Raw genomic sequence first — 25,929 nt, forward strand, 5'->3', positions numbered from 1 at the left:
CGGTTGGTCCGGCGCAGCCGGGGGCCGGGCTCTCACACGACCGCCTCCAGGATCGGCTCGGCGCCGAACCGCACGGGGTCGGTGGCGGGAAGGCCGGTCTCGGCCGCGGTGGCCTCGCAGGCCGCTCGTGCCTCCTCGTCGGAGAGCCCGCGCGTGTTCAGCGCGATCGCGACGACCTTCGCCGGGCGGACCCACCCGACCGCCGCCTCATACGACGCGATCAGCTCGATGAGCGGCGGGATCGGCGTCTCCGGATAGTCGTCGATGAAGGTCGTGCCGGCGCGGTGGCACAGCACCAGCGCGTCGGGCCGGCAGCCGTGCAGCAGCCCGAGCGTCACGCCGGAGTACGCCGGATGCCCGAGCGCGCCCTGACCCTCGACGAACAGCAGCGGCGCCCGCGTCGCGCCCTCGTCGACCAGCCGCGCGGCGGCGCCCGCGATGAAGTCCGAGATCACGTGGTCGACGGCGATCCCCCACCCGGTGATCGCGATCCCGGTCTGCCCGGTCGCGACGAACGCCGACTCGAGACCACGCTCCCGCGCGGCCGCGTCGAGCTCGAGGGTCACGGACATCTTCCCGATCGCGCAGTCGGAGCCGACCGTGTGGACGACCCGGACCTCGGGGCGCGAAGCGGGCGGGACGCTCAGGCCGGGCGGAGCGGCGCGCAGATCCCGCAGCTCGACCCCCGCCGAAGCGGCCGCCGCGGAGAGCTCGTCGTCCTCGGAGAGCACGGTGTGCAGACCCGCCTCGACGTGCATCCCGGCCTCGATGGCCTGCAGGATCGCCGCCCGCCACTCCGCGGTGAGATGGCCACCGAACGGCGCCACACCGATCACCAGTACGTTCGAGCCGAGCTTTACCGCTTCCTCGACGGTCGCCACGACCGGCACCTCGCGCCGCGCGTAGGGCACGACATCAGCGGCGACCGCGCCGGCCGACGTGTCGTCGACCACGCAGACCACCTCGCGGGTCCCGTAGCGGAGGATCCCGTGCGCGGTCTTGGCGTGCGAGTCGGCGAAGACGCCGCCGGTGAAGAGGGCGAGCCGGTCAGCCACGGGAGACACCCAGCCCGGGCGCGTCGGAGAGCACCAGCCGGCCTTCTGAGAGCCCCAGCCCGGTGAAGGGCGCGTTGGAGATCAGCAGGTGGCCGTCGAGGTCGATGTAGTCGACGAGCGAACCGAGCTGCGCGGCCGCGGAGATCCCCAGCTCGGACTCGATCATGCAGCCGAGCATGACCTCGAGGTCCAGCGCGCGCGCCGCATGGATCATCCGCAGCGCCTCGTGGATGCCGCCGGACTTGGCGAGCTTGATGACGATCCCGTCGGCGTACATCGCGATCGACGGGATCGAGCCGAGGTCCTTGCAGCCCTCGTCGATCAGCACCGGCAGGCGCTCGGGGAGCTGGCGGTACTCGACGAAGCTCTCGATGTCGGCCGCCGGGAACGGCTGCTCGACGAACTCGACGCCGAGCGCGATCAGCTCGGGCGTGAGCGCCTTCGCGGTGTCGAGGTCCCAGCCCTCGTTGCCGTCGATCCGCAGCCGCGCGGACGTCTCCGCACGGACCGCCCGCAGGCGTTCGAGGTCGCCCGGCCCGCCGACCTTGATCTTGTAGACCTCGTAACCGGGGTGGCGACGCACCTTGTCGGCCGTGCCCTCGACCGTGTCGATCCCGATCGTGTACGACGTCGGCGGCGTCAGCCGGTCCGTGCCGAGCACGTGGTGCAGCGGCTGCCCGAGCCGCTTGCCGAGCCAGTCGTGCACGACCCCGTCGAGCGCCATCTTCGCGCCCTGCGGACCGTCCCAGGCCCGCAGGCGGGCGGCGATCGCCGCGCCCGCGAACAGGTCGTCGCCCAGGAGGGCGGGCCCTTCGGCCTCGATCGCCTCGGCGATCCCCTCGGGCGTCTCGCCCCAGTAGTCCACCGGCGCGCCCTCGCCGAACGCGACGATCCCGTCGCGCTCGAGCTCGGCGACGACGACGGTCTCTTCGTCGGCGGCTCCGCGCGCGATCTGGAACGTCTCGCGCAGCAGGAGTTTCGGCAAGGAGGTCCGCATTGGGCGTATCCTCGCATCAGGACGTTCGACAGGGAGGCCCCGTGAAGGGCACCACGACCCTCGAGCTGCCCCGGCAGGCGGACTCGGCGGGGATCGCAAGACTCATCGTGACCGCGCACGGCTCCGCGCTGGAAAGCGAGCAGCTGCGCAATGCGAACGTCATGGTGAGCGAACTGGTGTCCAACGCCTTCAAGCACGGCGCCGGGCGGATCGAGCTGACCGTCGAATCCGGCCCCGACGGCGTATGGGCGTCCGTGCACGACGAGGGCACCGGCGTGATCGCCACCCCGGACCCGCGGCCGGCCCGCGGCGGCTGGGGCCTCTACTTCGTCGAGCGGCTGGCGGACTCCTGGGGCGTCGCCGAGGACGACTCGCGCGTCTGGTTCCGCGTCGCCTGACGCCCGATCGGCACGCACAACGGCGTCCCGGTGACCGGATCGGGGATCACCCGCGACCGCAGCCCGAACACGGACCACACGAGCTCCTCGGTGACGATCTCCTCGGGCGCGCCCGCGGCGACGACCACGCCTTCCCGCAACGCGACCAGATGGTGCGCGTAGCGGCACGCGTGGTTGAGGTCGTGCAGGACGATGCCGATCGTCCGCCCCGCCTCGTTGAGCTCGACCAGCAGGTCCAGCACGTCGAGCTGGTGGGCGAGGTCGAGGTAGCTCGTCGGCTCGTCCAACAAGAGGATCGACGTGTCCTGAGCCAAGGCCATCGCGATCCACGCCCGCTGGCGCTGCCCGCCGCTCAACCGGTCCAGCGGCCGGTCGCGCAGCTCCGAGATCCCCGTCGCCGCCAGCGCCCAGTCGACCCGCGAGCGATCCTCCGCGCTCGACCGCCGCCCCAGCCGCTGGTGCGGGAACCGCCCGCGCCGCACCAGGTCCTCGACGGTCAGCCCTTCGGGCGGCAACGGCGACTGCGGCAGGAACCCGAGCCGCCGCGCGACCTCGCGCGTGGGCAACGACCCGATCGCCACCCCGTCGAGCAACACCGCGCCGGACGACGGCTTCAGGAGCCGCGCGAACGAGCGCAGCAGCGTCGACTTCCCGGACGCGTTCGCACCCACGATCGCCGTGATCCGCCCCGCCGGGAGCGGCACGTCGACGCCGTGCAGCACCTCCCGCTCGCCGTACCCGACGACGAGGCCGGAAGCGGTCAGGCCGTCCGCGTGCGCCACAGCAAGACCGCCAGGTAGGGAGCGCCGATCATCGAGACGACCAGGCCGGAGGGGATCTCGGTCGGGGCGAACAGGGTGCGCCCGACGGTATCGGCCAGGCCGAGCAGCAGGGCGCCGAGCGCCATCGCCAGCGGCAGCGACCGCCGGTGGTTCCCGCCCGCGAGCAGCCGCGCGGCGTGGGGCGCGAGCAGGCCGATGAACGCGATCGCCCCGCACACCGCCACCGCCGCGGCGCCAAGAGCGGCGCCGACCGCGAGCAACGCGCCGCGATTGACGCCCACCCGCAGCCCGAGCGCCGCGGACAGCTCGTCGTCGAGCATCAGCACGTCGAGCCGGCGGACGGCCACCAATGCCACCGGCAACAGGACGAGCGCCGGGGCCGCGAGCAGCCGCAGGTCGCTCCAGCCGGTCGCGTAGGTGGACCCCGCCAGCCACGTGATCGCGGTCGCCGCCGCCGGCTGCGAATGCAGCAGCATCAGCTCGGTCACGGCCGCGCAGGCCGCCGTCACCGCGAGGCCGACCAGCGCCAGGCGCGCCGGTGAGCTCCCGCCCGCGAACGCGAGCACCAGCGCCATGGCGGCCAATGCGCCGCCGAACGACGCGAACGGCAGCACCAGCGACGACGCGCCCGGGAAGACGAGCAGCACGGTGAACGCGCCGACCGACGCGCCACCGACCACGCCCGCGAGCTCCGGCCCCGCGAACGGGTTGCGCACCGCCGCCTGCAGCACGGTCCCCGACGCCGCCAGGCACGCGCCGCCCAACAGCGCCACGCACAGCCGGGGCGCGCGCGAGTCCAGCGCGATCTCCCCCAGCGGAGAGCCGTCGCCGACGATCGAGCGGACGACCTCGCCCGGCCCGATCCCGATCTCGCCGAGGCAGAGCGAACCCACGACGGCCACCGGGAGCGACGCGGCGGCGAGCAGGACCAGCCGCGGGCGCCAGCGCGCCGCGCTCGCGGCCTTGTCGACCGCCGATCCGACCTCGCCGCGCAGCCGCCGCGCGATCACGATCAGCACCGGCGCGCCGATCAACGCGCACACGACGCCCGCCGGCGTCTCCGTGTCGAGCCCGGTGATCAGCCGGCCCGCGACGTCGGCCCACAGCAGGATCGCCGCGCCCCAGGGGATCGCGACGAGCAATGCCGAAGCATGGCCGCGCGGGCGCGCGAACCGCGCGACCCCGCCGGCGAGGATGCCGACGAACGCGATCGGCCCGCACAGCCCCACGGCGACCGCGGTCAGCACCGCCGCGCAGACGACCCCGACGACCTGCGTCAGCCCCGACCGCAGCCCGAGCCCACGCGCGGCCTCCTCCCCCAGCACCGCGACGTCCAGTGCACGCGTCAACGCGAAGACGACCAGCACCGCCGGGACGGCGATCAGCACTGCCGCCCGCACCGGCCCCCAGCCCGTCTGCAGCAGCGAGCCCGAGCCCCACAGAAACAGCCCGCTCGTCTCGGTCTCGCGCGCGAGCCGCACCGCACCCGACGCGGCCGCCAGCGCCAGGCCCACAGCCATCCCCGCCAGGATCAGCCGGACCCCGCCGCCGCCCGCGAAGGCCATCGCGCCGATCAGCGCCGTCCCGAGCGCCACGCCCACGAACGCCACCGCGATCGTCGGCGCGCCCGGGGCGAGCGAGGCGTACGCGGCCACCAGCGTGACGGTCAACGCGCCACCAGCGCTCAACCCCAGCGTCGCCGGCTCCGCCAGCGGGTTGCGCGTGATCGCCTGCAGCACGACCGCCGCGCACGCCAGGGCGCCTCCCGCGATCACGCCGGCAAGCGCTCGCGGCAGCCGGATGTCGGTGAAGAGCGCGTCACCCAGCGCGTCGCCGTGCCGGAAGATCGCCGCCCACACGTCGACGTCGCCCTGTCCCTGCCAGACGTCGGCGACCGCCGCGACGACCGCGAGCAGGACGCCGGCGGCCGCGACGCGCCGAACCACCTACGTGATTGCCGCCGTGAGGCGGTCGGCGAAGAGCATCGTCGAGCGCGGACCGCCGAACAGCCACGTCGTCCCGCCCAGCGTGCGCACGTGGCCCGCCTTCACGACCGGCAGCTTCTTGTACGCCGACTGCTTGGTGATCGAGTTGACCTGCTTGGCGAACTGCGGCGGGTAGACGAACGCCAGCCACCCGTTCACGCGCGAGAGGCCTTCGAGCCCGATCGTCGTGAAGCCGTAGCGGGCGGTCCCGGACCAGCCGTCGCGCAACCCGAGCCGGCGGACCACGTCGGCGCTCTGCGAGTTCGTGGTGAACATGCGGATCGCCGGGGCCGAGGACGTGCCGCCCGGCGTCGAGATCGCCACCGCCGTGCCCGCGCGAGCGCCGCGCTTGATCGCGGCCTTGTTGCGCGCGAGGTTGTTCGAGAGCTCCTGCAGCACCTTCTCGCCCCGGTCCTTCCGGCCCACGGCGACGGCGAGCCGCCGGAAGTCGGTGACCATCGCCCCGAACTGCGAGCCGGAGGCGGGGTACGGATGCGTGACCAGCACGGTCGCGATCTTCTTGAGCTGGCTGAGGTTCTTGGTCGAGCGGTAGTCCGGCACGACGATCAGATCCGGCTTGAGCGCCGCGATCCGCTCGATCGACGGCGACTGGCGCGAGCCGACGTCCTTCATCCCGCGCGGGCGCGGGGCGGCGACCCAGGTGTCGTAGCCCTTCATGTCCGCTGCGCCGACGGGCGCCATGCCGAGCATGTGCAGGTTCTCGACGGTGTCCCACTCGATCGCGACGACGCGCTTGGGGGCGGCGTGGGCGGTGGCGGGGACGAGCAGCGCGGCGCACAGGGCCGCCAGGAGCGCACGTTTCACTTCAACCTCAGCTTCTTCGACACGGTCTTGCCGCCCGCGTTGGTGGCCTTGACCGTCACCAGCAGGGGCTTGGTCTTCAACGTCTTCAGCGCGCTCGTGGACAGCGTGAACCTGACCGTCCTGCTCGATCCCGCGGCCAGCAAGTAGGCGACCTTCTTCGTCGCCTTGGTCATGGACACCGTGCCCTTGCACGGCGCGTCCGCGCACGCGATCGAAACGCTCACCGACCGGCCGGACCGCTTGAGCTTGGTCGTGCGCAGCGTCAGCACCGGGGCCTTGACCGCGGGCGGGGTGATCACGGGAGCGCTCGCCTCGATCCCGACGGTCTCGAACGCGCCGGCCACCGCGGCCGTCGGCGGCGCCGTGCCCTCGCCCGTCCCGGGCTGGCAGTCGATGTTGAGCTTGAGGCCGCCGGTGCCGATCGTCGCGCTGATGAACGCGCTGCCCGTCGGCTGGACGTTGCCGCCCGACGAGCCGACCGGAAGCGGCGGGAGCGAACCGGCGCCCGCCTGCGAGAACGCGACCGGCGCGGTGCCGGCGGACCACGCCGAGTCCGGCAGCGGCACGGTCACGTCAATCGGGGTTGACGACTGGTAGGCCCCGCTCGCGTCCTCGGTGATGGTCGTCCGGGCGACCGTCTGCAGCGCGAACACCTGGACGCCCTGCGGCGTGGCCGGGGCGGCGATGGCGACCCACGCCCGCGCCTGGAACTCGTTCTCGCCCGCCTTGAGGATGCCCAACCCGTGGCCCGCCTGGGCCAGGTAGTCGGGGAGCCGGACATGCACCGAAGCCGCCGTGAGATTGACGCCGGAGCCCGGCGCGACGGGGGCCGGGGACCCGGTCCCGGTCAGGTCGACGTCGAGGTGTCGCCAGTACCCGTCGGTCCACTTGCACGAGTTCTGGGTGGTGAGAGTGCCCGCGGCGGCCGGTGAGGCCGGAATGAGCAGCGCGCCCGCGACCGCGGCGAAGAGCGACGTCCAACGCATGTGTCAAGTAACCCTAACAAGATTGTGCAAGTTTGCTGGCGTCAGAATGCGAGCACTATGATGCAAGGCGATGAGCAAGCCGCATGGACACTCCATCGACGACTACCTGGAGGCGATCCATCTGCTCGTCTCCCCGATCGGCGTCTATGAGCCGGCCAAGGCTCCGGCAGCGATTGCGGCGCGTGTAGCCGAGGCGCTCGGCGTCTCCCGCACGGCCGTCGGGGAGATGCTCAAGCGGCTGACCGCCGAGGGTTTGCTCGAGCGCGGCGGCGGGCGTGAGCTGGTGCTGACGCCCGAGGGCACGGAGCGGGCGGAGAAGGTCATCCGCCGCAACCGCATCGTCGAGCGCTTCCTCGTCGACTTCCTCGGCTACGACACGGCGGAGGCGCACGAGCACGCCGGCCGCGTCGGCGCCGCGTTCACCGACGACATGGTCGAGCGGCTGCACGCGAAGCTCGGCTTCCCCGACCGCTGCCCGCACGGCTGGCCGGTCGCCCCCGACAAGGAGCGCGCGGAGAGCCGCGAGCTCGTCTCCCTGGCCGACCTGGGCAAGGGCGACAGCGGCGAGATCGTCCGCCAGGCCGAGCAGGACGGCGGCCTGCTCTCGTGGTTCGAGGCCGAGGGCCTGCGGCCGGGCGCGAAGGTCGAGGTGCGCGACATCCAGCCCGCGGCCGGGCACTTCAAGATCGAGATCGGCGGCGACGAGCAGTTCATCGCCGATCGCGCCGCCCGCGGCCTGTACGTCCGCCGCGAGCCGAAGACCGACTAGCTCCGTCAAGCTCCCTTTACTAAGATCGGGGCGGTTGCTTTACGCACTGCCCCGCCCGACCCTTGACGCTGCCTCCCAGGCGGCCACTACGACGTTGCTCAACTGCTATCTGCGGGAGGGCGGCGCCGGTGTCTTCGAGGGCGACGAGCTGGTCCTGACGGGGCTCGACGTGCGGGCGGTCGTGACGCATCGGTCGGCGTTCTTCCACCACCGCTTCCGCGGGCTCGCGCGACGGGCGGGTGAGGAGTTGGAGCCGGCTGAGCTGGCCGCGCTGCTGGCCCGCGCGCTCGACCCGCGGGCGGAGCCGGAGGCGCTGCTCGGCCGGGTGCGCGAGAGCCTCGCGTCGGTGACGCGGATCCTCGAGGCGCGCGCCGACGACGTCGAGCGGCTGTTCGCCGCCGACCCGCTGGCGTTCGAGGACACCGAGCAGGCGCTGTTGCTCGGCCACCCGCTCCACCCCACGCCGAAGGGGCTCTGCGGGCGGCTGGCGAGCTTCACCCCCGAGCTGCGCCCGCAGTTCCAGCTGCACTGGCTGTCGGTCGCCGCCGAGCGCGTCGAGCACGACAGCGCGCTGGCCGTCTCGGCGCCTGAGCTGGTCGCGCGGCTGCTCGGCCGCGAGCCCGAGCCCGGCCGGGTGCTGCTCCCCGCCCATCCGTGGGAGGCCGGGTACCTGTCGCGCGCGGCGGCGGAGCTGTTCGCCGGCGGCGACGTCGTCGACCTCGGGCCGGACGGCGCGCCGGTGACGCCGACGACCTCGGTGCGCACCGTCTATCGCGCGGGCTGGCCGTACATGCTCAAGTTCTCGCTGCACGCGCGGGTGACGAACTCGATGCGGGTGTCGCTGCCGAAGGAGCTGGAGCGGGCGGTCGAGGCGGCGCGGCTGTCGCAGACGCACGTCGGGTTCGCGGCGCGGCGGATCGCGCCCCGGTTCGCGATCCTGCACGACCCCGCGTACCTGCGGATCCCCGGCGAGGACGGCTTCAGCGTGCTCTTGCGCCAGAACCGTTGGCCGGGCGCCACCGATGTCACCGCCTTGACGGTGCTGTGCCAGGACCACCCGTTCGGCGGGCGCTCGCGGCTGTCGAACATCATCGCGTTCCTGGCGGAGGGCGCCCGCAAGGACGAGGTCGCGCGCGAGTGGTTCCGCGGCTACTGCGAAGCGGTCGTGGTGTCCTTGGTGCGGCTGTATCTCGATCTCGGGCTGTGCTTCGAGCCGCACCAGCAGAACACGCTGCTCGAGCTGCGGAGCGGGTGGCCGGAGCGCTGCGTCGTGCGCGACTCGCAGGGCTACTTCCATCGCGAGGCGGCGCACGCCGACCTCGTGCAGGTGATCCCCGGTCTGGGCGAGGCGAGCGAGTCGATCTTCCCGGAGGAGCTGGCCGACGAGCGGCTCGTCTATTACCCGTTCGTCAACAACGCGCTGGGTGTGATCGATGCCCTCGGGGCGGGCGGCTGCGTCTCCGAGGAGGTGCTGCTCGGCGATCTGCGCGCGGTGCTCGAGCGCGAGCGGGCGATCGGCGGCCGCTACCCGGGCACGCTGCTGGACCGGCTGCTGGACGACGATCGCTGGCCGTGCAAGGCCAACCTGCGCACCCGCTTGAATGACATGGACGAGCTCGTGGGTGACATCGCCGAGCAGTCCGTGTACGTGACGTTGCCGAACCCGCTGCGGGCGTGATCGAGCTGGTCGCCGCGGACCCCACGCGCCACGCGGACCTCGTCCGCGGCTGGATGCGCGAGCCGCACGTCGTGCCGTGGTGGGGCTCCGAACACGTGCCCGAGGCGCACGTGCAGCCGTGGATCGCGCTCGAGGGCGGCGTCGCGTTCGCCTACGTGGAGACCTACCGCGTGCTCGACGACCCGCTCGCCGCCTACTACGACGCGCGCCCTGACGATCTCGGGTTCCATCTGCTCGTGACGGGTTCCTTCGTCGGGTCCGGCGCGCCCCGCCGGCTCGTCCGGCAGTTGCTCACGCACCCCGGCCGCGTCGTGTGCGAGCCGGACGAACGCAACGCGCGCATGCTCGCGTTCTGCCGCGCGCTCGGCGGCGAGGTGCGGGAGATCCTGGAGTTGCCCGACAAGCGCGCGGCGCTGGTGGTGTGGGACTGATGCACGACGTCATCGGGGTCGGTCTCGGCCCGTTCAACCTCGGGCTGGCGGCGCTGCTGGCCCCGACGGGCGTCGACGCGGTCTTCTTCGACGACAAGCCGGAGTTCGCGTGGCATCCCGGGCTGATGCTGCCAGGGGCGGAGATCCAGGTGCCGTTCCTCGCCGACCTCGTGACGCTGGCCGATCCCACGAGCCCGTACACGTTCCTGAACTACCTGCACGCGCAGGGCCGGCTGTTCCGGTTCTACTTCCACGAGCGCTTCCACGTGCTGCGCGCGGAGTACGAGGACTACTGCCGGTGGGTGGCTTCGTCGCTCGAATCCTGCCGGTTCTCGCATCGCGTCGACGCGATCCGGCCGGTCGAGGGCGGCTGGGCGGTGTGGGCGCGCGGCGTCGAGCATCGGGCGCGGCACGTCGTGCTCGGTGTCGGGTGCGTTCCGTGGGTGCCGGAGTGCGCGCGCGCTCTCACGCACTCCTCCGCGTATCTCGGGCAGCGTGACGCGGCCTTGAGCGCGGGGTCGGTGACGGTGATCGGCAGCGGCCAGAGCGCCGCCGAGATCTTCGCCGACCTGCTGGAGCACGCGAGCGGCCGGGTCGACTGGTTCACGCGCAGCTCGGGCTTTCTGCCGATGGAGTACTCCAAGCTCGGGCTCGAGCACTTCTCCCCGGAGTACACCGCGTACTTCCACGCGCTGCCCGAGGCGCGCCGCGATGCCCTGCGCGGTACGCAAGCGCTCCTGTACAAGGGCATCGACGCGGGCACGAGCGAGCGCATCTACGACCTGCTGTATCGCCGCTCCGTCGGTGGGTCGGAGCCGGCCGTGCGCTACACGGCGCGGTGCGAGCTGCGCGGCGTCGAGGGCCGCCACCGCCTGCACCTGCGCCAGCTCGACCAGGACGTCGCGTTCACCCACGACACCGACGTCGTGATCCTCGCCACCGGCTACCAGCCCGCGCCGCTGCCACTGCCCGCGGGCCTGGTCTCGGCCGACGCCGCCGGGCGCCCGGTCGTCGAGCTCGATTACCGGCTGCGGCTGACGGACGGCGCGCCGTCGACCCTGTTCGTCCAGAACGCCGAGTTGCACACGCATGGCGTCGGCACCCCGGACCTCGGCCTCGGCGCCCACCGCAGCGCGGTGATCGCGAACGCGGTGTGCGGGCGCGAGGTCTACCCCGTGCGCGAGCGCAACGTCTTCCAGTCGTTCGGCGCGCCCGTGCCGCCCGCCGAGTCGGCCGCGGCATGACCTGGGAGCGCGCGAACCGCGAGTTGATCGCCAAGCTCCTGACCGAACTCGAGTTCGAGGAGCTCCTGGCGCCCGTGGTCGGCGACGAGTGGTCGCTGACGTTGGGCGGCTTGACGCTGCACTACAGCGCGCGGCGGAAGGCGCTCGGCCACGCGCGGGTCGATCCCGCATCGCTGCGGGCGAGCCGAGACGGCGTGCCGGTGCCACTGCCGGACGCGGTCGAGGTCGTCGCCATCGGGGCGCCCGCGCTCGGCGTCGATCCCGCGACCACCGCCGGGCTGATCGGCGAGATCTCCTCGACGCTGTTCTCGGATGTGCACCAGCTCGAGACCGGGCGGCCGGCGGCCGAGCTGATCGACCTCGACCCGGTCGCGCTCGAGGGCGAGCTGCGCGGGCACCCGTGGATCGTGGCCTCGAAGGGGCGCGTCGGGTTCTCGGCCGACGATCTGAAGCGCTACGCGCCTGAGGCGCGCACACCGGTGGGAATCCTGCTGCTGGCGGTCGAAGGCGCGGACTGGCGAGGGCGCGAGCCCGGGCTCGTCCCGGTTCACCCCTGGCAGTGGGAGAACCGCATCCAAACGCTGTACGCGGGCGACATCGCGCGCGGGCGCATCCGGCTGGCCGGCGCGTTGGACGGGCGCTGGACGGCGCAGCAGTCGATCCGGACCCTGGCCGACGCCGACGACCCGGAGCGCCACCACCTCAAGCTCGCGCTCTCGATCCTCAACACCTCGGTCTACCGTGGGCTCCCGCGCGACCGGACCCTGGCCGCGCCCGCCCTCAGCGCGTGGCTGAAGGAGCGGGTGGCGAGCGATCCGTTCCTGAAGGATCTGATCCTGCTGGGAGAGGTCGCGAGCGTGTCGGTCGCGCACCGCGCGTTCGAGGCGGTGCCCGACGTGCCGTATCAGCACACGGAGTTGCTCGGGGCGATCTGGCGGGAGTCGGTGACGGGGTTCCTGCGCGAGGGCGAGCGGGCGATCTCGCTCGCCGCGCTGTTGCATCGGGACCCCGCGGGCGTGCCGTTCGTCGTGCCGCTGATCGAGCGGTCCGGCCTGAGCGTCGCGGAGTGGGTCGAGCGGCTGCACGAGGTGACGCTGCCGCCGCTGTTGCACGTCCTCTACCGCTTCGGCGCGGCGTTCTCCCCACACGCGCAGAACTGCATGCTGGTGCTGCGCGACGACGCGCCGGCGCGCCTTGTGGTCAAGGACTTCGTGGACGACATGATGGTCAGCTCGGACCCGCTGCCCGAGCTCGAGGACATGCCGGCCGACGTCCGCGCGGCGCTCGGCGACGGCGTCGAGGCGGCGATCCTCGTGCAGTGGATCCAGGGCGGGTTGCTGGTGTGCGTCCACCGGTATCTGTCCGAGCTGCTGGAGGACGCGCTGGGCTACAGCGAATCCGCCTTCTGGGAGGCCGCCGAGCGCACCGTCGCTGCCTACCAGGCCCGGTTCGGAGAGCTCGAGGACCGCTTCGCGCTGTTCGACATGGACGCGCCCGCGTTCGTGAAGCTCTGCCTGAACCGCGTGCGGATGCTCGAGCGCGGCTATGCCGACGACGCGCAGCGGCCGGTGGCGGCGGCCGTCGGCTGGATCGACAACCCGCTGGCGCCGCGATGAACCTCTCGGAGCTGGCGGTCCACGTCGAGCACGAGCCCGCGCTCGACCGCCGCCTGTGGGCGCGGCCGGCGCTCGCCGAGCACGACACCGAGTTGCTCCACACCTGGATGCACAAGCCGCACGTCGTCCCGTTCTGGGCGATGGACTGGCCGCGCGACTGGATCCGCGACTACCTCGTGCGCCAGAACGAGGACCCCTCGCGCTCGCCCCTGCTCGGCTTCGTCGACGACACGCCCGTCGGCTACATCGAGGTCTACGATCCCGCCCACGACGTGCTCGGAGCGCATGCCCCGGTCCTGCCGGGTGACATCGGCGCGCACGTCCTGATCGGCGAGGAGGAGCACCTCGGCCGCTACAGCGTCGCGATCGGCCGCGCCGTGGTGCGGTTCCTGTTCAAGCGCCCCGGGGTGCTGCGGATCGTCGGCGAGCCCGACATCCGCAATCATCAGTTCCTCTCGCTGCTCGCGTTCCTCGGGTTCCGGCGCGCGGGCGAGATCGATCTGCCGGACAAGCGCGCGGCGTTCATGGTCTGCGAGCGCGAGGACTTCGAGCGGTTGTCCGGCCGCCGCCGCCGCGTGTCGGCATGAGGCTCGCAGGGGTCGTCAAGCGCTACGGCGATCGCGTGGCGCTCGACGGCGTCGACCTCGAGGTCGCGCCCGGCGAGATCTGCGCGCTGCTGGGACCCAACGGAGCCGGCAAGTCGACGCTCGTGGGTGTCGCGTGCGGCCGGCTCAAGCCCGACGCGGGGACGGTCCGCGTGTCCGGCCGGCCGGGCGTGGCACCGCAGGAGATCGGGATCTACCCGTCGCTGACCGTGCGCGAGAACCTGTGGGCGTTCGCGGAGGTCCACGGCGTCTCCCGCAAGCGGGCGGAGCGGGTGATCGAGCCGTTCGTCCTCTCCGCCTTGGCCGACCGGCCGGCGGGTCGTCTGAGCGGCGGCGAGCAGCGCCGTCTGCACACCGCCATCGCGCTCGTCCATCGCCCGCGCGTCGTGCTGCTCGACGAGCCGACCGCGGGCGCGGACACGCAGACGCGCACCGCGATCCTCGACGCCGTCAAGGCCGTCGCGGCCGACGGCACCGCGGTCGTCTACACCACCCACTACCTGCCGGAGGTCGAGGCGCTCGACGCGGGCGTGGCGCTGCTCGAGGCGGGCCGGATCATCGCGACCGGAACGGTCGCCGAGCTGGTCGCCGCGCACGCCGGGTCGGTCCTCGAGCTCACGTTCAGCGACGGGCGCACGGTGCGCCGCCCGGGCGCCTCGCTCCATGGGTTGGAGGACGGCGTGATCCGCGCCGAGGTCATCCGGCCGTCCTTGGAGGCCGTCTACCTGGCGCTCACCGGTCGCCGAAACGCCGCATGAGCATCGTCCGCACCGAGCTGCGCTTGCTCCGCCACGACCCCGTCCCGGCCGCGGTGCTGGTCGGCATGCCGCTCGTGCTGATGACCCTGCTCAGCGATGCCATGAAGTCGACGCTCGCCACCGAGGGGTACGACGTCGCCGGCTCCTCGCAGACGGTTCCGGGGATGGCGTGCGTATTCGCGTCGTTCGCGATCGCGGTCGTCGGCTTCGCGATCTTCCGCGAGCACGGCTGGCGTACCTGGCCGCGGCTGCGCGCCGCGGGCTTGAGCGGCCGAGCCCTGCTCGGTGGCAAGCTCGCGGTGCCGGCCGGGCTCGTCGCCGCCCAGCACGCGGTGCTGTTCGGCTTCGGCGTCGCGTTCCTGGATCTGCGGGTGAGTGGCTCGTGGCTCGCCGTGGTGGCGATCGCGGCGGCGTTCGCGGCGCTGGTGTTGGTGGCCGGCCTCGCCGCCGCGGCGGCGTTGAGCACGATCCAACAGGTCAACGCGGTCACCAACCTCGGCGCGATGGCACTCGGCGGCCTCGGCGGCGGGTTCGTCCCGGTCGAGTCGCTCCCGGACTGGATCGAGCCGCTCGCGCCGATCTCGCCCGTCTACTGGGCGATGGACGGCTACCGGACCGCGATCCTCGACGGCGGCGGGCTCGGCGACGTGCTCGGCCCGCTGGTCGTGCTCGCCGCCTTCACCGCCGTGTTCGCCGGGATCGCACTGTGGCGCCTGAAGCTCGACGAGCCCAAGCGCACCTGGGGCTAGCCGGGGAGCGTGTCCGTCCCGTGCACCACGCCCGCCTGGCGGGTGGTGTAGAGCCACGGGTCGTTGACGTCGCCGTCGCGGTAGTGGACGACGGCCAGCGGCTCGCCCGTCTCCGGCGCGACCATGAGCTCGATGCCGATGCCCTCGTGGATGTCCGGGTCGCCGTCGACCGCGACCGCCTTGCCGGGCCGGCCCAGCGGGTCGGTGACATCGCCGATCAGCCGCATCCCGGGGAGCGTGGCGAGGAAGTCGTAGACCGCTCGCAGGACGGCGGGTGGAGTCCGCTTGCGGCCGAAGACCATCAGCGTCGCGGCATTCAGGTAGTCACGCGCGGTCGGGGATTCGCCCGGGTCGATCTGGAACTTCGCGGCCTCCTCGCGCATCCGCGCCGCGAGCGCCTTCGGCTCGGTCGGCAGCGTCGCGGGGTCCGCGATCCGGCCGACGCCCCCACGTTCGTCGGACGCGGGCGTGCCGAGCCTGTCGTCGGCCTTGACCTTGCCGTCGACGAGGACCTGTTCGCGCCCCGCCTCGCCGCGCGCCCACGTGCGCGAGTCGACGCTGCGCGCGTCCTTCCCGGCCGCGGCGTACTGGCGGATCCGGACCGCGTAGTACTCGCCCTCGCCGAGTCGGAGAGGCGGTTCGGCGGCGGCGCGCTTGCCGAGCGCGTGCAGGACTGTCGCCGCGGTGGCGGCGGCCGGCCGGGTCGTGGTGGGCCTGCCGCCGGTGGTGAGGACGACGACGCCCGCGGCAACGGACGCGGCGACGAGCGCGAGCGCGGGGAGCCCGCGGCGCCGCGGCCGGGCGAGCGCGCCGCTGCGGCTTCGTCCCGCGCGGCCGGCGGGCAACCCACGGCGGCGTGGCCGGGCGAGCGCGAGCTCGTCGATCCGGGCGTGGATCGGGTCGGCGTCCAGGCCGGCGGGGACGGGGACGTCGCGCAGAGCGGTCAGGGGATCGGTCATGCGGTCGCTCCGTTCAGGTGGTCGGACAGTTTGCGGCGGGCGCGGTTGATGCGCGAGCGGACGGTGCCCACGGGGACGTTGAGCGCCGCGGCGACCTCCTCGTAGGTGAGCTCGCCCCACACGTGCAGCAGCAGGGCGTCGCGGTCGCGGCGGGCCAGCGACGTGAGGCCGTCGAACAGGCGCGGATCCAGCTGCGGCGACACGTCGGTGTGCGGCGCTCTCGGTTGCGCGGCCGCGCGGCGGTAGAGCTCGAGCTGGCGGCGCTCCTCGCGGCGGTGGCTCGCGACGGTCTTCGTCGCGATGCCGAGCAGCCACGGGCGGGCGGAGTCGTAGCGCTTGTCGAAGCGCTCGCGTCGTTTGAACGCGGTCACGAAGGTCTCCTGCGCGAGGTCCTGGGCGATGTCGGGGCCGACGCGGCGGGTGAGGAACGCGGCGACCGCGTCGAAGTGGCGATCGACGACCGCGTGGAACCGGTGCGCCGGCCCCGCGAGGTCCGCCGCGTCGGCGGTGTCTATCTCGAGTGTGAGGGCCATCTGGCCCCTATTGGGGAGTTCGCCGCGGGAAAGTTCACGCTCGCTCGAGCATGACGAACGCGATCGCCGCCGCGCCGTCGTGGCTCAAGCTCAGGTGCGTCGCGACGGGGCCGACCGCGTCCGCCAGCGCGCCGTGCAGACGCAGACCCGGGCGGCCGTAGCCGTCGTCGACGACCTCGATCTCGCGCAGGTCGACCGCGGCCAGCAGCGGCGGCTGCCCGAACCGCGAGCCCGACCAGGCCTTCACGAACGCCTCCTTGGCCGCGAACCGCGCGGCGAGCCGTCGCGCGTCCCCGGCCGCGACGCGCTGCTCGCGGGCGGTGAACGTGTGGGCGACGAACCCGCTCGCGGTGTCGGCGAGCTGCTCGGCGAAGCCCGGCACGTCGACGAGATCCACGCCGATCATCGCCGCACGACGGGTGGCCGCCCGTGCCGCATCTCGAGCCGGCGCTGGACGCCCTCGGCGCGACGCCTCGCCGCGCGACGCCGGTACTCTTCGGGGTCGTCGAGCGCGGCGAGGAACGTGTCCGGGTGCGCGATCGCGAGGATCGCGGAGACGTGGCCGAAGCCGAGCGACGCGATCAGCGCGGCCTTGAGCGGCTCGGCGAGCCGGATCGGCCGGTCACCGAGGGTCAGGTGGGCGTTGCCGCGTTGGATCGGGTCGACGCTCTCGAGGTTGCGGTTGCCCGGCACGATGCCCGTCTCGAGCATCCGCAGCACCCCGTCCACCTGCCAGGCGGCGGCGCCGCCCTTGGCGTGGCCGGTAACGGTCTTCTGCGAGACGACCAGCAGCGGGTTGCCGGGGGTGCGGCCGAGCGCGTCCTGGAGGCGCTCGTGCAGCTCGGCCTCGGTCGGGTCGTTCATCTCGGTCGACGTGTCGTGCTTGGACACGACGCCGATGTCATCCGCGGTCAGTCCATGCGCATGCAACGCCTCGCGCAGCGGCCCGGCGGCGCCGAGCGCGCCGAAGCCGGTGGCCGGGATCGACGCGTGCAGACCGTCGCCGAAGCTCCCCGCATACGCGATCACGCCCTTGACGGGCAGCCCGAGCCGCAGCGCGACATCCCCGCGCACGACCAGCTGCGTTCCCCCGCCTTGGGCCTCGACGAAGCCCGCGCGGCGGACGTCGTTGGCGCGTGAGGCCTCATGCGGCGCGAGCCCCATCGCGTCGAGCGCGTCGGACGAGGCGGTCGCGCCCATGTCCGCGAAGCCCAGCATGCCTTCGGGCGTGAGATCGTCGAACCCGCCCGCGACCACCGCCAGCGCGCCGCCGGAGCGGATCTTGTCGTAGGCGACCTCGAGTGACACCGCCGCGGTCGCGCACGCGCCGACCGGGTGGATCATGGGCCCGGCCGACCCGACATAGGTCTGCACGGTGTGGGCGGCCACGACGTTGCCGAGCGACTCCTGGACGCGGTCGTTCTGGCGCGGCTCGGCGAGCAGGTTGTCGAGCAGCAGCCGCCGCAGCGACGCCATCCCGCCCATGCCGGCGCCCTGCGTGTTGGCGACGCGCTCCTCCCCCACCTCGTCGATCAGCTCCCGCGGAGTGACACCGGCATCGGCGAACGCCTCGACCGTGCACGCGAGATTGACGAGCGCCATCCGGTCGGCGGTGGCGATCAGGTCGGCGGGGACGCCGAAGCGGGCGAGGTCGAGGCCGGTCGGCAGCTGACCGGCGACCCGTCGCGTGTGCGGGACGACGCGCGGGACGCGGATCTGCGTGCCCGCGGGCCGCGTCACCCGCCAGCGGTCGCCGACCTTGCGGGCGTCGGCGGCGAACGCGCGCGCCTCCTCCTCGGTGTCGACCTCGAACGTGAGCGGCTGATCGAGCGTGACCGGGGCGAGCACGGTCTGGCCGTGCTCCTCGATCGTCCCGTCGCCGTGCAGGGCGCGCAGGCCGACGCGGCTCGTGACCGCATCCGCGTAGCGCCCGGCGAGGTCCTCCTCGCGGACCTCTTCGCGGGTGGCGGTGTCGATCCAGCGGCCGCGGTAGCGCTCGACCTCGTAGGAGACGAGGCCCGTGACCCACGCCAGCTCGGCGACGACGCCGGGCGAGTCGAGCTCGTCCAGCTCGAGCGCGAAGCGGCTGCGGCCGGTGCCACCCGGCCCGAGCTCGCCGGTACCGACGATGACCACGCAGTCGTCGGGCCGCAGCGCGTGTCGTGGGAGCGCCGCCGCGGGGCGTGGCGCGGTGTCGGTCCCCGCGCCGGGCAGTGCTTCGACGCCGGACGGTTCGGCGTGGCGTGTGGGAACGCGGGGACGCGCGCGCAGCTCGCGCGCCAGCGGCTCGAGTGCCCCGCGCAGGTCGTCGATCGCCGACAGGCCGCCATCGAGGTCCGTGTGGCCCGTGGCGAGCAGCCAGCCCATCTCGTCCGCGCTGAACGTGCGGATGCCGAGGCGCTCCTCGACGAGCGGTGCGATCGCGTCGTTGGCGCCCATCAGCCCGGTCCCGCGGACCCACCCGATCCGCGGCGCCACGATCGTCGTGTTCGCGCCCCACGGCTCATTCCGGGCACGGCGGATCAGGGTCTCGAGCGCCGCCTTGGTCTCGCCGTACGGACCGTCGCCGCCGAACGAGCCGTGGTTCGGCGAGAGCGGGAGCAGTACCTTCAGCGGCGTGCGGAACGCGCCGACGAGCCGCTGCACTCCCAGCAGCTGCAGCCGGAACGCGGTCTCGAACCGCTCGCCCGCATCGCTGGCATCGCCGGTGGTCGGCATCGCCGCGAACGGTGCGAGCAGCGTCGGCGTGAAGGGGTCGATGCGCAGGTCGTCCCGCCCCGCACGTCCGCCGCCCGGCTCGCGCAGCCACGCCACGAGCGCGTCGATGTCGGCGAACGACGCGAGGTTCGCGGGCACGACGTGCAGCTCGGCGCCCGGCCCGGCCGCGGTCCGGTACAGCTCGCGGTAGAAGCGCCGCCGTTCGGGCGTGTCGGTCGAGGTGGTGACGACGACGGTCGCCCCGCCGCGCAGGAGGTGCCGGGCGAGCGCCGCGCCGATCGAGCCCGGCGAGGCGCCGGTGACGAGCGCCGTCTCGGCGCGGAAGTCGGGTGAGATGACGGCCCGGTTCAGTGAGGTCCACGTGTCGCTCGGCGCCACACGGGCGAAGGCCGGGATGCGTCGCACGAAGAGCGCGGCCGTGGCCGCGATCTGCGGCTCGTGGGCGTGGGCGGCGATGCGGTCGAGCTCGGAGTCCAGGATGGTGGCATCGATGCGCCCGGCGAGCGCGTCGTGGTACGTGGCGACGAGGTCCCAGCGCGCGCCGGCCCAGGCCGAGGTGAAGCGGACGTGGCGGCGGGCGTCGAAGCGCGGGGCGATCTCGGCGGCGCGTCTCGGGCCGAGCTCGGCGTCGAGGATCGCGAGGCGGTCGCGTTCGGGGTCGGGCTCCGGGAGCGGCTCGCCGACCTCCTCCTCGATCACACGCACCTCGGGTGTGACGTGTGGCACCTCAGGCGGTGGGTCGGAGACGATCCCGAGGTCGGCGGCGGCGCGCTCGAGCAGGTCGTCGCCGGGTGTGAGGCGCGCGAGCGCGCCACCGCGGGCCGATGGGCCGGGGCGGGTCTCGAGCGCGATGTGGGCCAGCAGCCGCTCGGTCGCACCCGGCGGGAGGCCGAGCGCGGTCGCGTCGGCGCGGCTCACGCCGGCGCGGGTCGACCCCGCGGCGAGCGCCTCGCGCAGGTACGCGCCCGGGAAGCGGTAGGCCGCGCCCTGCTCGCGCAGCATCGCGGCGAGCTCGCCGATCGAGTGGCGTTGGGCGCCCTCGCCCCCGGACAGGCCGAACTCGCGGCCGAGGTCGATCAGCACCTGGTTGCGCCGGGAGGAAACGCCCTGGAAGAGCTCGTCGAGGGTCTCGGCGTCGTCGAGCTGGTCGAGCCGCACGCGGGCCTGCAAGGCCAGCACGAGCATGAGGGCGTCGCCCGCGTCGAACGGCGCGACGGGTGTGTCGGCCGCGTTACGGGTTCCGGAACACCCCCGACTCACCTCGGCGGTGCGAGCGGACGTGTCCGCCCCGGTGGGCACCGCCACCGGGGCGGGCACCTCCGCTCGCACGACTTCGTCGCGCTCCAGCACGGCGTCGCGGTCGCGCTCCGCGTGCAGGATCGTCGCGTCGGGAACCGTGAGCCGGGCCAGCCCGGACAGCACGTCCGCGTGCGCGGGCGCGACCTCGATCAGGCGGCTGTGGCGCAGCTCGCGCTGGATGTCGATCCACCGCACCGGCGACGCCAGCTGGCGCGAGAGCAGCTCGCCCACGTCCTCGCCGGCGTACGGCGCTCCCGTCAGGTTCGGCACCCAGCGGTGCAGGTTCGCGGTCTCGATCGGGGTCGCCGCGACGTGCGCGCGGAACGCGTCGGCCGCCGGGGTCAGCACGCTCGAGTGGAACGGGACGTCGATGCCACCCAGCACCCGGGCGCGCTTGCCGAGCCGCTCGATCGCCTCGCGCGTCCCCGCGATCGCGTACTGGCGGCCGGGCGCGTTGTAGTTGACGACCTCGACGCCTTCAAGACCGTCGACGTCCTCCACCACCGCGAGCCGGTAGGGCGACGACCCGTCGGGCTCGCGCGGGACGTGCGCCTGCATCAGCTCGCCGCGCCGGTGGACGAGCGTCAGCGCGTCCTCCAGCGTGAGCGCGCCCAGCGCATGCAGGGCGGCGAACTCGCCGACGCTGTGCCCGGCCGCGCGGAAGTCGTCGCCGATCGCGCCCTCGGCGCGCAGCTCGGCGAGTTGCGCGGCGGCGAGCGCGACCAGCGCGGGCTGCGTGAACTCGGTCCGGAAGAGCACCCCGAGCGGGTGTCGGCGGACGCTCCCGTCGGCGAGCCGGAGCTCACGCGGGTTGCGGTCGACGACGTCCAGCAGCGAGAACCCGAGCGCGTCGCGCGTGTGCCGGTCCGCGCGTTCCCAGACCTGCCGCGCCGCGCGCGAGCGATGACCGGCAAGGCCCTGGCGCTGGATGCCCTGCCCGGGGAAGAGGAGCGCGGTCGGCGTCGGCGCGATGACCGCCTCACCGTGCGCGACGTCCGTCTCCCCCACCTTGACCCGCACCTGCACCACCCGCTGCCCGTCGACGACCGCGACCCGCGTGGCCTCGAGGTCGAGCAGCGCCCCGAGGCCGACGGGCGCGAGGAACGTCACCCGCCAGTCGCGCAGGAGGGTGGCATCGCCGCCGCACAGCGCGTCGACCACGAACGCCCCGGCGCGGGCGGCGGTCCACGCGCCGTGCACGACCGGCCGCTTGAGCCCGGCCATCCGCGCCGCCAGGACGGACCGATGCAGCGGGTTGCGATCCCCGCCAACCCGCGCGAAGGCCTCCATCGAGGTGGGCGCCGAGTCCACCGCGACGGCGAGTTGCTTGACGGGCCGGGTGTGCCGCTCCGGCGGGGCGGGCGCGAAGCGGGCGAGCGTGGCGGCGACGGGGTTCACGTCAACCGGCGACGACGGCGCCGCGGCGGCGCGCGGCGGCGTGGCCGCGGCGCGGGACGGCGTGGCGGCGGCCCGCGGCGGCGTGGCGGCGGCGCGGGGCGGCGTGGCCGCGGCGCGCGGCGGCGTGGCGGCGGCGCGCGGCGGCGGGGCGGCGGCGCCCGCCGGCGGCGGCCCGGCGGCCGGGCCGAGGGCGATCTCGCCGATCGTCTCGCCGGCGCGGGTGATCGTCCCGGTCGCGGCGTGCCGCGGTGCGCCCCCATGCGGGACGTCGACGGTCGTCTCGGCGCGGACCTGGAGGACGTCGCCGTCGGACAGCTCGGCGGTCAACGTCAGCCACGGCTGGGCGGCGAGGAGGTCGGCGTCGCCGGGCTGCGCCAGCGTGAGGACCGTGTCGTGGTGGTCGCATCGGCGAAGGGCGAAGGCGGTCGCCGGGGCGTCGACGAGGATCGCGAGCTCGGCCTCGACGTCGGCGACGGTGCCGCGGGGCGAGCTCACGCGGGCGTGGCAGCGGAGGCGGGTCGGGGCGCCGGACGGGTCGGCGAGCTCGACGAGCCGGGCGTGGGCGTGGCCGGTCTCGCCGGCACGCGGCGGCCAGGCCGGACCGGGGCGGACCGCGTGGGTGGCGTGGACGAGCTCGGCCGCGCGGGCCGCGAGCTCCGGGACGCTCAGCAGCGCCGAGAGCGCGGGCCAGGCGAGCGTGAGGGCGAGGTCGAGTGGGACGCCGTCATGCGCGGCACCCGTCGCGGCCCGGTACGCGCGCGGCAGCTCGTCCGCGCACGTCCACGGCGTCTCCACCCCCGCGAACGGGTCGTCGACCGTCGACTCGACGGAGTCCGCGACCTCGAAGATCGCCTCGGCGACGTCGAGCGTCGACTTTCGCGAGCTGTGCGCGAGAAACTCGACGCTCGCGCCCGACGTCGGGTCGGCGGAGCCCGATGAGGGGTCAGCGGGCGTCGCGCCGCGCGGCGCGACGTCGGCGCGGACGCGGTAGCGGCGGACGAGCGGTTCGGCCGCGGCCGTGTCGATCTCGACGCGCACCTCGTCGCCGGAGCCGGACAACGTGACGCGCTCGATCGTCGCCGACGACGGGCGGACGGTGACGACGCCGTCGTGCTCGGTGATCGTGTCCCCGGGGGCGATCAGTCGCCACAGCGGGTTGGGGAGCGTGCGGCCGTCGGCGCCGACCACGCACTGCGCGGCGAACAACGCCGCGACCGGGCCGCTGCCGTAGGACACGGCGGGGACGGCGAGCCGCTCTCGCTCCTCCCACGGCGACGCCACCCGCGCGATCGCCTCACCCTCGAACCGGGCGAACAACTCGGCGACGGGCTCGTCGACACGGGTGATCCCGCCGACGGCCTCTGGGCCGGGGATGACGAAGACCTCCTCGGCGGCGAGCCGATCGTCCTGCGCCTGCCACAACCCGTCGGCCATGTACCAGCGGCGCACCTCGCCGTCGAGCACGGGGACGAACGGGACCGGCTTGCCGTCGCGGTCGCAGACCTCGAGGAAGAACTGGGCGTCGGCCGGGTGCAGCAGCGAGGTCGCCGCGGGCGGGTAGGACGACGCGAACCGCGCGAGTGCACCCGCGGGGTCGTCGAGATCGACGCTCACCTCGATCGGACCCGAGTCGGCCGGATCGAGCCGCGCCGCGAACCGTCGTACGAGCGCCTCCGCGCGGGCGCGCCACGACGGATGGCCCCAGGCGCCGTCGTCGTAGCGGCCGAAGCGCCCGGTCGCGCAGCGCTCGAAGAAGCGCTCGAGCAGCGAGAGGTACGTCATCCGCGCCACGTCGCCGAAGTAGGGCTTCGCGGTGAGCGACAGCGCCGCGACGATCTCGTCGCGACGCGCGGCCACGGCCGCAGGATCGCCCGCCACGGACTCCAGCAGGTGCCCGGCGCGGGAGGCCGCGTTGTCGAGCAGGTGGATGTCCGCGTTGAGGTTGCTGCGAGCCGATGTCACGCCGCCGACGACGCCGCGGCGCGGGACCCAGCCCTCGACGCCCGACGCGGCGACGAGCGCGGCCTTGACCTGGGGTGACGCGGCGGCCTCGGCGACCGCCATCGCGGCAGTGCCGATCAGGACCGCGTCGACGGGCATGACCGGCGCGCCGTGCCGCGACGACCACGTGCCGTGCAGCAGCTCGGCCGCCCGCTCGGGCGTGCCGATGCCCCCGCCCGCGCAGACGAGCACGTTCTCGCGCCGGCGCAGGTCGTGGTAGGTGTCGAGCAGCAGCTGCTCGAGGTCCTCCCACGAGTGGTGCCCGCCCGCGCGGCCGCCTTCGACGTGCACCGCGATCGTGTGGTGCGGCGCGGCGTCGGCGATCGCCAGCACCTGGCGGATCTGCTCGGCCGTCCCGGGCTTGAACGCGTTCAGGCGCATGCCGTCGGCGGCGAGGCGGTCCAGGAGCGCGATCGCCTCCTCGACATCCGGGATGCCCGCCGACACGGTCACCCCGGACAGCGGCGCACCCGCCCGCCGCGCGCCGAACAGCAGCGCATCGCGCGCGATGTGCAGGTCCCACAGGTGCCGGTCGAGCAGCAGCGTGTTGAAGACGACCTCGAGGCCGGGCTGTAGGAGCGATGCCAGCTCCTCGACCCGCAGCTCGAACGTGCGCCGATCCGGCTGCCCGCCGCCCGCCAACTCGGCCATGTAGCCCGCGTTCGCGGCCGCGGCGACGATCGGCGCATCGACCGTCGTGGGCGTCATCCCCGCGAGGATCACCGGCGGCCGGCCCGTCATCCGGGTGTAGCGCGTGTCGAGGTGCACGCGCCCGTCGGGGAGCGAGACGACGCGCGGGACGAGCGCTTCGTAGGTGACATCGCGCTCGAGCGGCGCCGCGCCCGGCGACGTCAGCACGCGGCGCCCCTCAGGCGAGGCGAGCGCGAGCGTCCGGATGCCGCTTCCCCGCAGGTTCTCGGCGGTGAGGCGGGCGACCGCGGTGCCCGGCCCGAGGTCGAGCACCCAGTCCGCGCCGAGCCCGCGGATGTCCGCCGCGACCGCGTCCCAGCGGACGGGATCGACGAACTGCGCCCGAGCGGCACCACCGCCGACGCCCAACACCGGGGCCCAGAAGGTGCCATCGGCGTCGCCGCCCCACGCCTCGAACGCGGCGAGCGGCGCGGCCAGCGTGGGCGAGTGGAACGGCACGTCGACCGCGAGCGGCGACCACGAGAACCGCAACGGCGCCCAGAGATCGGCCGCGGCGGCGGCCTCGTCGAGCCGCGAACGCAGCGCCGCGAGCCCGGCCGGCGAGCCGGACACGACGACGCGCGTCCGCGTGTTGACGAGCGCGACGACGACAGCGGGCGGCGACGACGCGGCGGACGGCAGCGCCGCGGCGGACGGCAGCGCCGCGGCGGGCGGCAGCGAGACGGCGGGCGGCAGCGAGACGGCGGGCGGCGACGACGCGGCGGACGGCAGCGACGCGGCGGGCGCCGCGGCGCGCGCGTTCACGTCCGCCAGAAGCGGCTCGAGCTGGGCCAGCGTCAGGCCCTCGATCGACGCCATCGGCGACGCGCCGCACGTCGCCGCCGACATGAAGAGGCCCTGCACGGCGGCGCGTTCGACATGTGCCGCGAGCAGCGCGTCCGTGACCTCGCCGCCCGGCGCCGAAGCGACCAGCGACGCGGCGAGCAGGCCCTGGGAATGCCCCGCGAACCCGACGATGGAGCCCGCCGCGACCGCGTCCCGCAGCGCATCCGCGTACAGCGCCCGCCACAGCAGCGCCTGCGACAACAACGCCAGCGGGTACGACACCGCGACGCCGCGCACGTAGGACGCGGGCGGCGCGCCGTCCGGGTCCATCACCCACGCGCCCACGTCGACGCCATATCGATACGCACCCGACGACAGGGCAAGGTCCGACCGAGCCACCCGCGTCAGGACCTCGCCACCCAGCGCGACGCCCGCCGCCAGCTCCGGCCGCTGCGCGACCAGGGCGGCCAGTTCCTCGAGCACCGAGGCACCCTGGCCGGCGAATGAGACGACCGCCCGGCACGAGCCCGTGCCGAGGCGGCCCGCCAGCGAGGCGGACGAAACGACATGCGGAGTTGCGATCAAAGCCATTGAACGGTCATCATCAAGCGCACTTGCCAGGGAGCGGCAAGTCGCTAGTCGGGCACATTGAAGCGTAATCCGATTG

General features: G+C 74.0%; 19 protein-coding genes. 9 read left to right on the forward strand and 10 right to left on the reverse strand.

Features of this window, described 5'->3' with window-relative positions:
• Positions 1–32: 32 nt before the first annotated feature.
• Both G569_RS0110725 and G569_RS0110730 read right to left on the reverse strand, forming a co-directional pair.
• On the reverse strand, positions 33–1,055 hold the full coding sequence (locus G569_RS0110725; protein WP_037495838.1) for an N-acetyltransferase DgcN family protein: 1,023 nt from the start codon (positions 1,053–1,055) through the stop codon (positions 33–35).
• Entirely contained in the window at positions 1,048–2,052 is a 1,005-nt protein-coding gene (locus tag G569_RS0110730) for a dipeptide epimerase (RefSeq protein WP_028063417.1), read from the reverse strand. Before G569_RS0110730 ends, G569_RS0110725 begins: the two co-directional genes overlap by 8 nt.
• A 41-nt stretch (positions 2,053–2,093) precedes the next feature.
• On the opposite strand from G569_RS0110730, the gene G569_RS47295 reads away from it, so the two are divergent.
• A complete protein-coding gene (locus tag G569_RS47295) occupies positions 2,094–2,450 on the forward strand; it encodes an ATP-binding protein (RefSeq protein WP_053226168.1) in 357 nt (118 codons plus the stop codon).
• Here G569_RS47295 and G569_RS47300 read toward each other — a convergent pair.
• The 4 genes from G569_RS47300 to G569_RS0110755 are packed head-to-tail and all read right to left on the reverse strand — an operon-like array spanning position 2,375 to position 7,028.
• Positions 2,375–3,232: an ABC transporter ATP-binding protein gene (locus G569_RS47300; protein ID WP_037495839.1), complete on the reverse strand. Its 858-nt coding sequence runs from the start codon at positions 3,230–3,232 to the stop codon at positions 2,375–2,377. The genes G569_RS47295 and G569_RS47300 overlap by 76 nt on opposite strands.
• A complete protein-coding gene (locus G569_RS0110745; RefSeq protein ID WP_028063418.1) occupies positions 3,211–5,178 on the reverse strand; it encodes an iron ABC transporter permease in 1,968 nt (655 codons plus the stop codon). The genes G569_RS47300 and G569_RS0110745 overlap by 22 nt, the downstream gene beginning before the upstream one ends.
• The gene (locus tag G569_RS47305) at positions 5,179–6,042 is read right to left on the reverse strand and encodes an ABC transporter substrate-binding protein (RefSeq protein WP_053226169.1); all 864 of its coding nucleotides are present in this window, start codon (positions 6,040–6,042) and stop codon (positions 5,179–5,181) included.
• A complete protein-coding gene (locus G569_RS0110755; RefSeq protein ID WP_028063419.1) occupies positions 6,039–7,028 on the reverse strand; it encodes a hypothetical protein in 990 nt (329 codons plus the stop codon). The genes G569_RS47305 and G569_RS0110755 overlap by 4 nt, the downstream gene beginning before the upstream one ends.
• Positions 7,029–7,098: 70 nt before the next feature.
• Between G569_RS0110755 and G569_RS0110760 the strand changes: the two genes are divergently transcribed.
• Genes G569_RS0110760 through G569_RS47320 form a run of 8 tightly spaced genes read left to right on the forward strand, consistent with a single transcriptional unit; the run spans position 7,099 to position 14,878 of the window.
• Positions 7,099–7,797 carry a metal-dependent transcriptional regulator gene (locus tag G569_RS0110760; protein WP_028063420.1) on the forward strand — a complete coding sequence of 233 codons (699 nt, stop codon included), beginning with the start codon at positions 7,099–7,101 and terminating at the stop codon, positions 7,795–7,797.
• A gap of 34 nt (positions 7,798–7,831) precedes the next feature.
• Positions 7,832–9,475 (forward strand): IucA/IucC family protein, encoded by a 1,644-nt coding sequence (locus G569_RS0110765; RefSeq protein WP_028063421.1) that lies wholly within the window; start codon positions 7,832–7,834, stop codon positions 9,473–9,475.
• Positions 9,472–9,906 (forward strand): GNAT family N-acetyltransferase, encoded by a 435-nt coding sequence (locus tag G569_RS47310; RefSeq protein WP_053226171.1) that lies wholly within the window; start codon positions 9,472–9,474, stop codon positions 9,904–9,906. Before G569_RS0110765 ends, G569_RS47310 begins: the two co-directional genes overlap by 4 nt.
• The gene (locus tag G569_RS0110775) at positions 9,906–11,150 is read left to right on the forward strand and encodes a lysine N(6)-hydroxylase/L-ornithine N(5)-oxygenase family protein (RefSeq protein WP_028063422.1); all 1,245 of its coding nucleotides are present in this window, start codon (positions 9,906–9,908) and stop codon (positions 11,148–11,150) included. Before G569_RS47310 ends, G569_RS0110775 begins: the two co-directional genes overlap by 1 nt.
• The gene (locus tag G569_RS0110780; protein ID WP_028063423.1) at positions 11,147–12,766 is read left to right on the forward strand and encodes an IucA/IucC family protein; all 1,620 of its coding nucleotides are present in this window, start codon (positions 11,147–11,149) and stop codon (positions 12,764–12,766) included. The genes G569_RS0110775 and G569_RS0110780 overlap by 4 nt, the downstream gene beginning before the upstream one ends.
• Positions 12,763–13,353: a GNAT family N-acetyltransferase gene (locus G569_RS0110785; protein ID WP_028063424.1), complete on the forward strand. Its 591-nt coding sequence runs from the start codon at positions 12,763–12,765 to the stop codon at positions 13,351–13,353. Before G569_RS0110780 ends, G569_RS0110785 begins: the two co-directional genes overlap by 4 nt.
• Positions 13,350–14,129 (forward strand): ABC transporter ATP-binding protein, encoded by a 780-nt coding sequence (locus tag G569_RS47315; RefSeq protein ID WP_037495840.1) that lies wholly within the window; start codon positions 13,350–13,352, stop codon positions 14,127–14,129. Before G569_RS0110785 ends, G569_RS47315 begins: the two co-directional genes overlap by 4 nt.
• A complete protein-coding gene (locus tag G569_RS47320) occupies positions 14,126–14,878 on the forward strand; it encodes an ABC transporter permease (RefSeq protein WP_037495841.1) in 753 nt (250 codons plus the stop codon). The genes G569_RS47315 and G569_RS47320 overlap by 4 nt, the downstream gene beginning before the upstream one ends.
• On the opposite strand, the gene G569_RS0110800 is transcribed toward G569_RS47320, so the two are convergent.
• The 4 genes from G569_RS0110800 to G569_RS57700 are packed head-to-tail and all read right to left on the reverse strand — an operon-like array spanning position 14,875 to position 25,853.
• Entirely contained in the window at positions 14,875–15,837 is a 963-nt protein-coding gene (locus G569_RS0110800; protein ID WP_028063425.1) for a hypothetical protein, read from the reverse strand. The two genes, G569_RS47320 and G569_RS0110800, sit on opposite strands and share 4 nt — an antisense overlap.
• Positions 15,834–16,370, reverse strand: a complete 537-nt coding sequence (locus tag G569_RS0110805) for an RNA polymerase sigma factor (RefSeq protein WP_028063426.1) — start codon at positions 16,368–16,370, stop codon at positions 15,834–15,836. The genes G569_RS0110800 and G569_RS0110805 overlap by 4 nt, the downstream gene beginning before the upstream one ends.
• A 34-nt stretch (positions 16,371–16,404) precedes the next feature.
• Positions 16,405–16,776: a holo-ACP synthase AcpS gene (acpS, locus tag G569_RS0110810; protein ID WP_037495843.1), complete on the reverse strand. Its 372-nt coding sequence runs from the start codon at positions 16,774–16,776 to the stop codon at positions 16,405–16,407.
• A complete protein-coding gene (locus G569_RS57700; RefSeq protein WP_157591948.1) occupies positions 16,773–25,853 on the reverse strand; it encodes a type I polyketide synthase in 9,081 nt (3,026 codons plus the stop codon). The genes acpS and G569_RS57700 overlap by 4 nt, the downstream gene beginning before the upstream one ends.
• Between the last annotated feature and the right edge of the window lie 76 nt (positions 25,854–25,929).

This window comes from Solirubrobacter soli DSM 22325 (assembly GCF_000423665.1).
Classification (GTDB): domain Bacteria; phylum Actinomycetota; class Thermoleophilia; order Solirubrobacterales; family Solirubrobacteraceae; genus Solirubrobacter; species Solirubrobacter soli.

Bases quoted from the DNA above. Each gene is read 5' to 3' on its own strand.
- G569_RS0110785 (WP_028063424.1), top strand. From the start codon at position 12,763: ATGAACCTCTCGGAGCTGGCGGTCCACGTCGAGCACGAGCCCGCGCTC.
- G569_RS0110805 (WP_028063426.1), bottom strand. From the start codon at position 16,370: ATGGCCCTCACACTCGAGATAGACACCGCCGACGCGGCGGACCTCGCG.
- G569_RS0110730 (WP_028063417.1), bottom strand. From the start codon at position 2,052: ATGCGGACCTCCTTGCCGAAACTCCTGCTGCGCGAGACGTTCCAGATC.
- acpS (WP_037495843.1), bottom strand. From the start codon at position 16,776: ATGATCGGCGTGGATCTCGTCGACGTGCCGGGCTTCGCCGAGCAGCTC.
- G569_RS47320 (WP_037495841.1), top strand. From the start codon at position 14,126: ATGAGCATCGTCCGCACCGAGCTGCGCTTGCTCCGCCACGACCCCGTC.
- G569_RS0110780 (WP_028063423.1), top strand. From the start codon at position 11,147: ATGACCTGGGAGCGCGCGAACCGCGAGTTGATCGCCAAGCTCCTGACC.
- G569_RS57700 (WP_157591948.1), bottom strand. From the start codon at position 25,853: ATGGCTTTGATCGCAACTCCGCATGTCGTTTCGTCCGCCTCGCTGGCG.
- G569_RS0110800 (WP_028063425.1), bottom strand. From the start codon at position 15,837: ATGACCGATCCCCTGACCGCTCTGCGCGACGTCCCCGTCCCCGCCGGC.
- G569_RS47315 (WP_037495840.1), top strand. From the start codon at position 13,350: ATGAGGCTCGCAGGGGTCGTCAAGCGCTACGGCGATCGCGTGGCGCTC.
- G569_RS0110760 (WP_028063420.1), top strand. From the start codon at position 7,099: ATGAGCAAGCCGCATGGACACTCCATCGACGACTACCTGGAGGCGATC.
- G569_RS0110755 (WP_028063419.1), bottom strand. From the start codon at position 7,028: ATGCGTTGGACGTCGCTCTTCGCCGCGGTCGCGGGCGCGCTGCTCATT.
- G569_RS0110775 (WP_028063422.1), top strand. From the start codon at position 9,906: ATGCACGACGTCATCGGGGTCGGTCTCGGCCCGTTCAACCTCGGGCTG.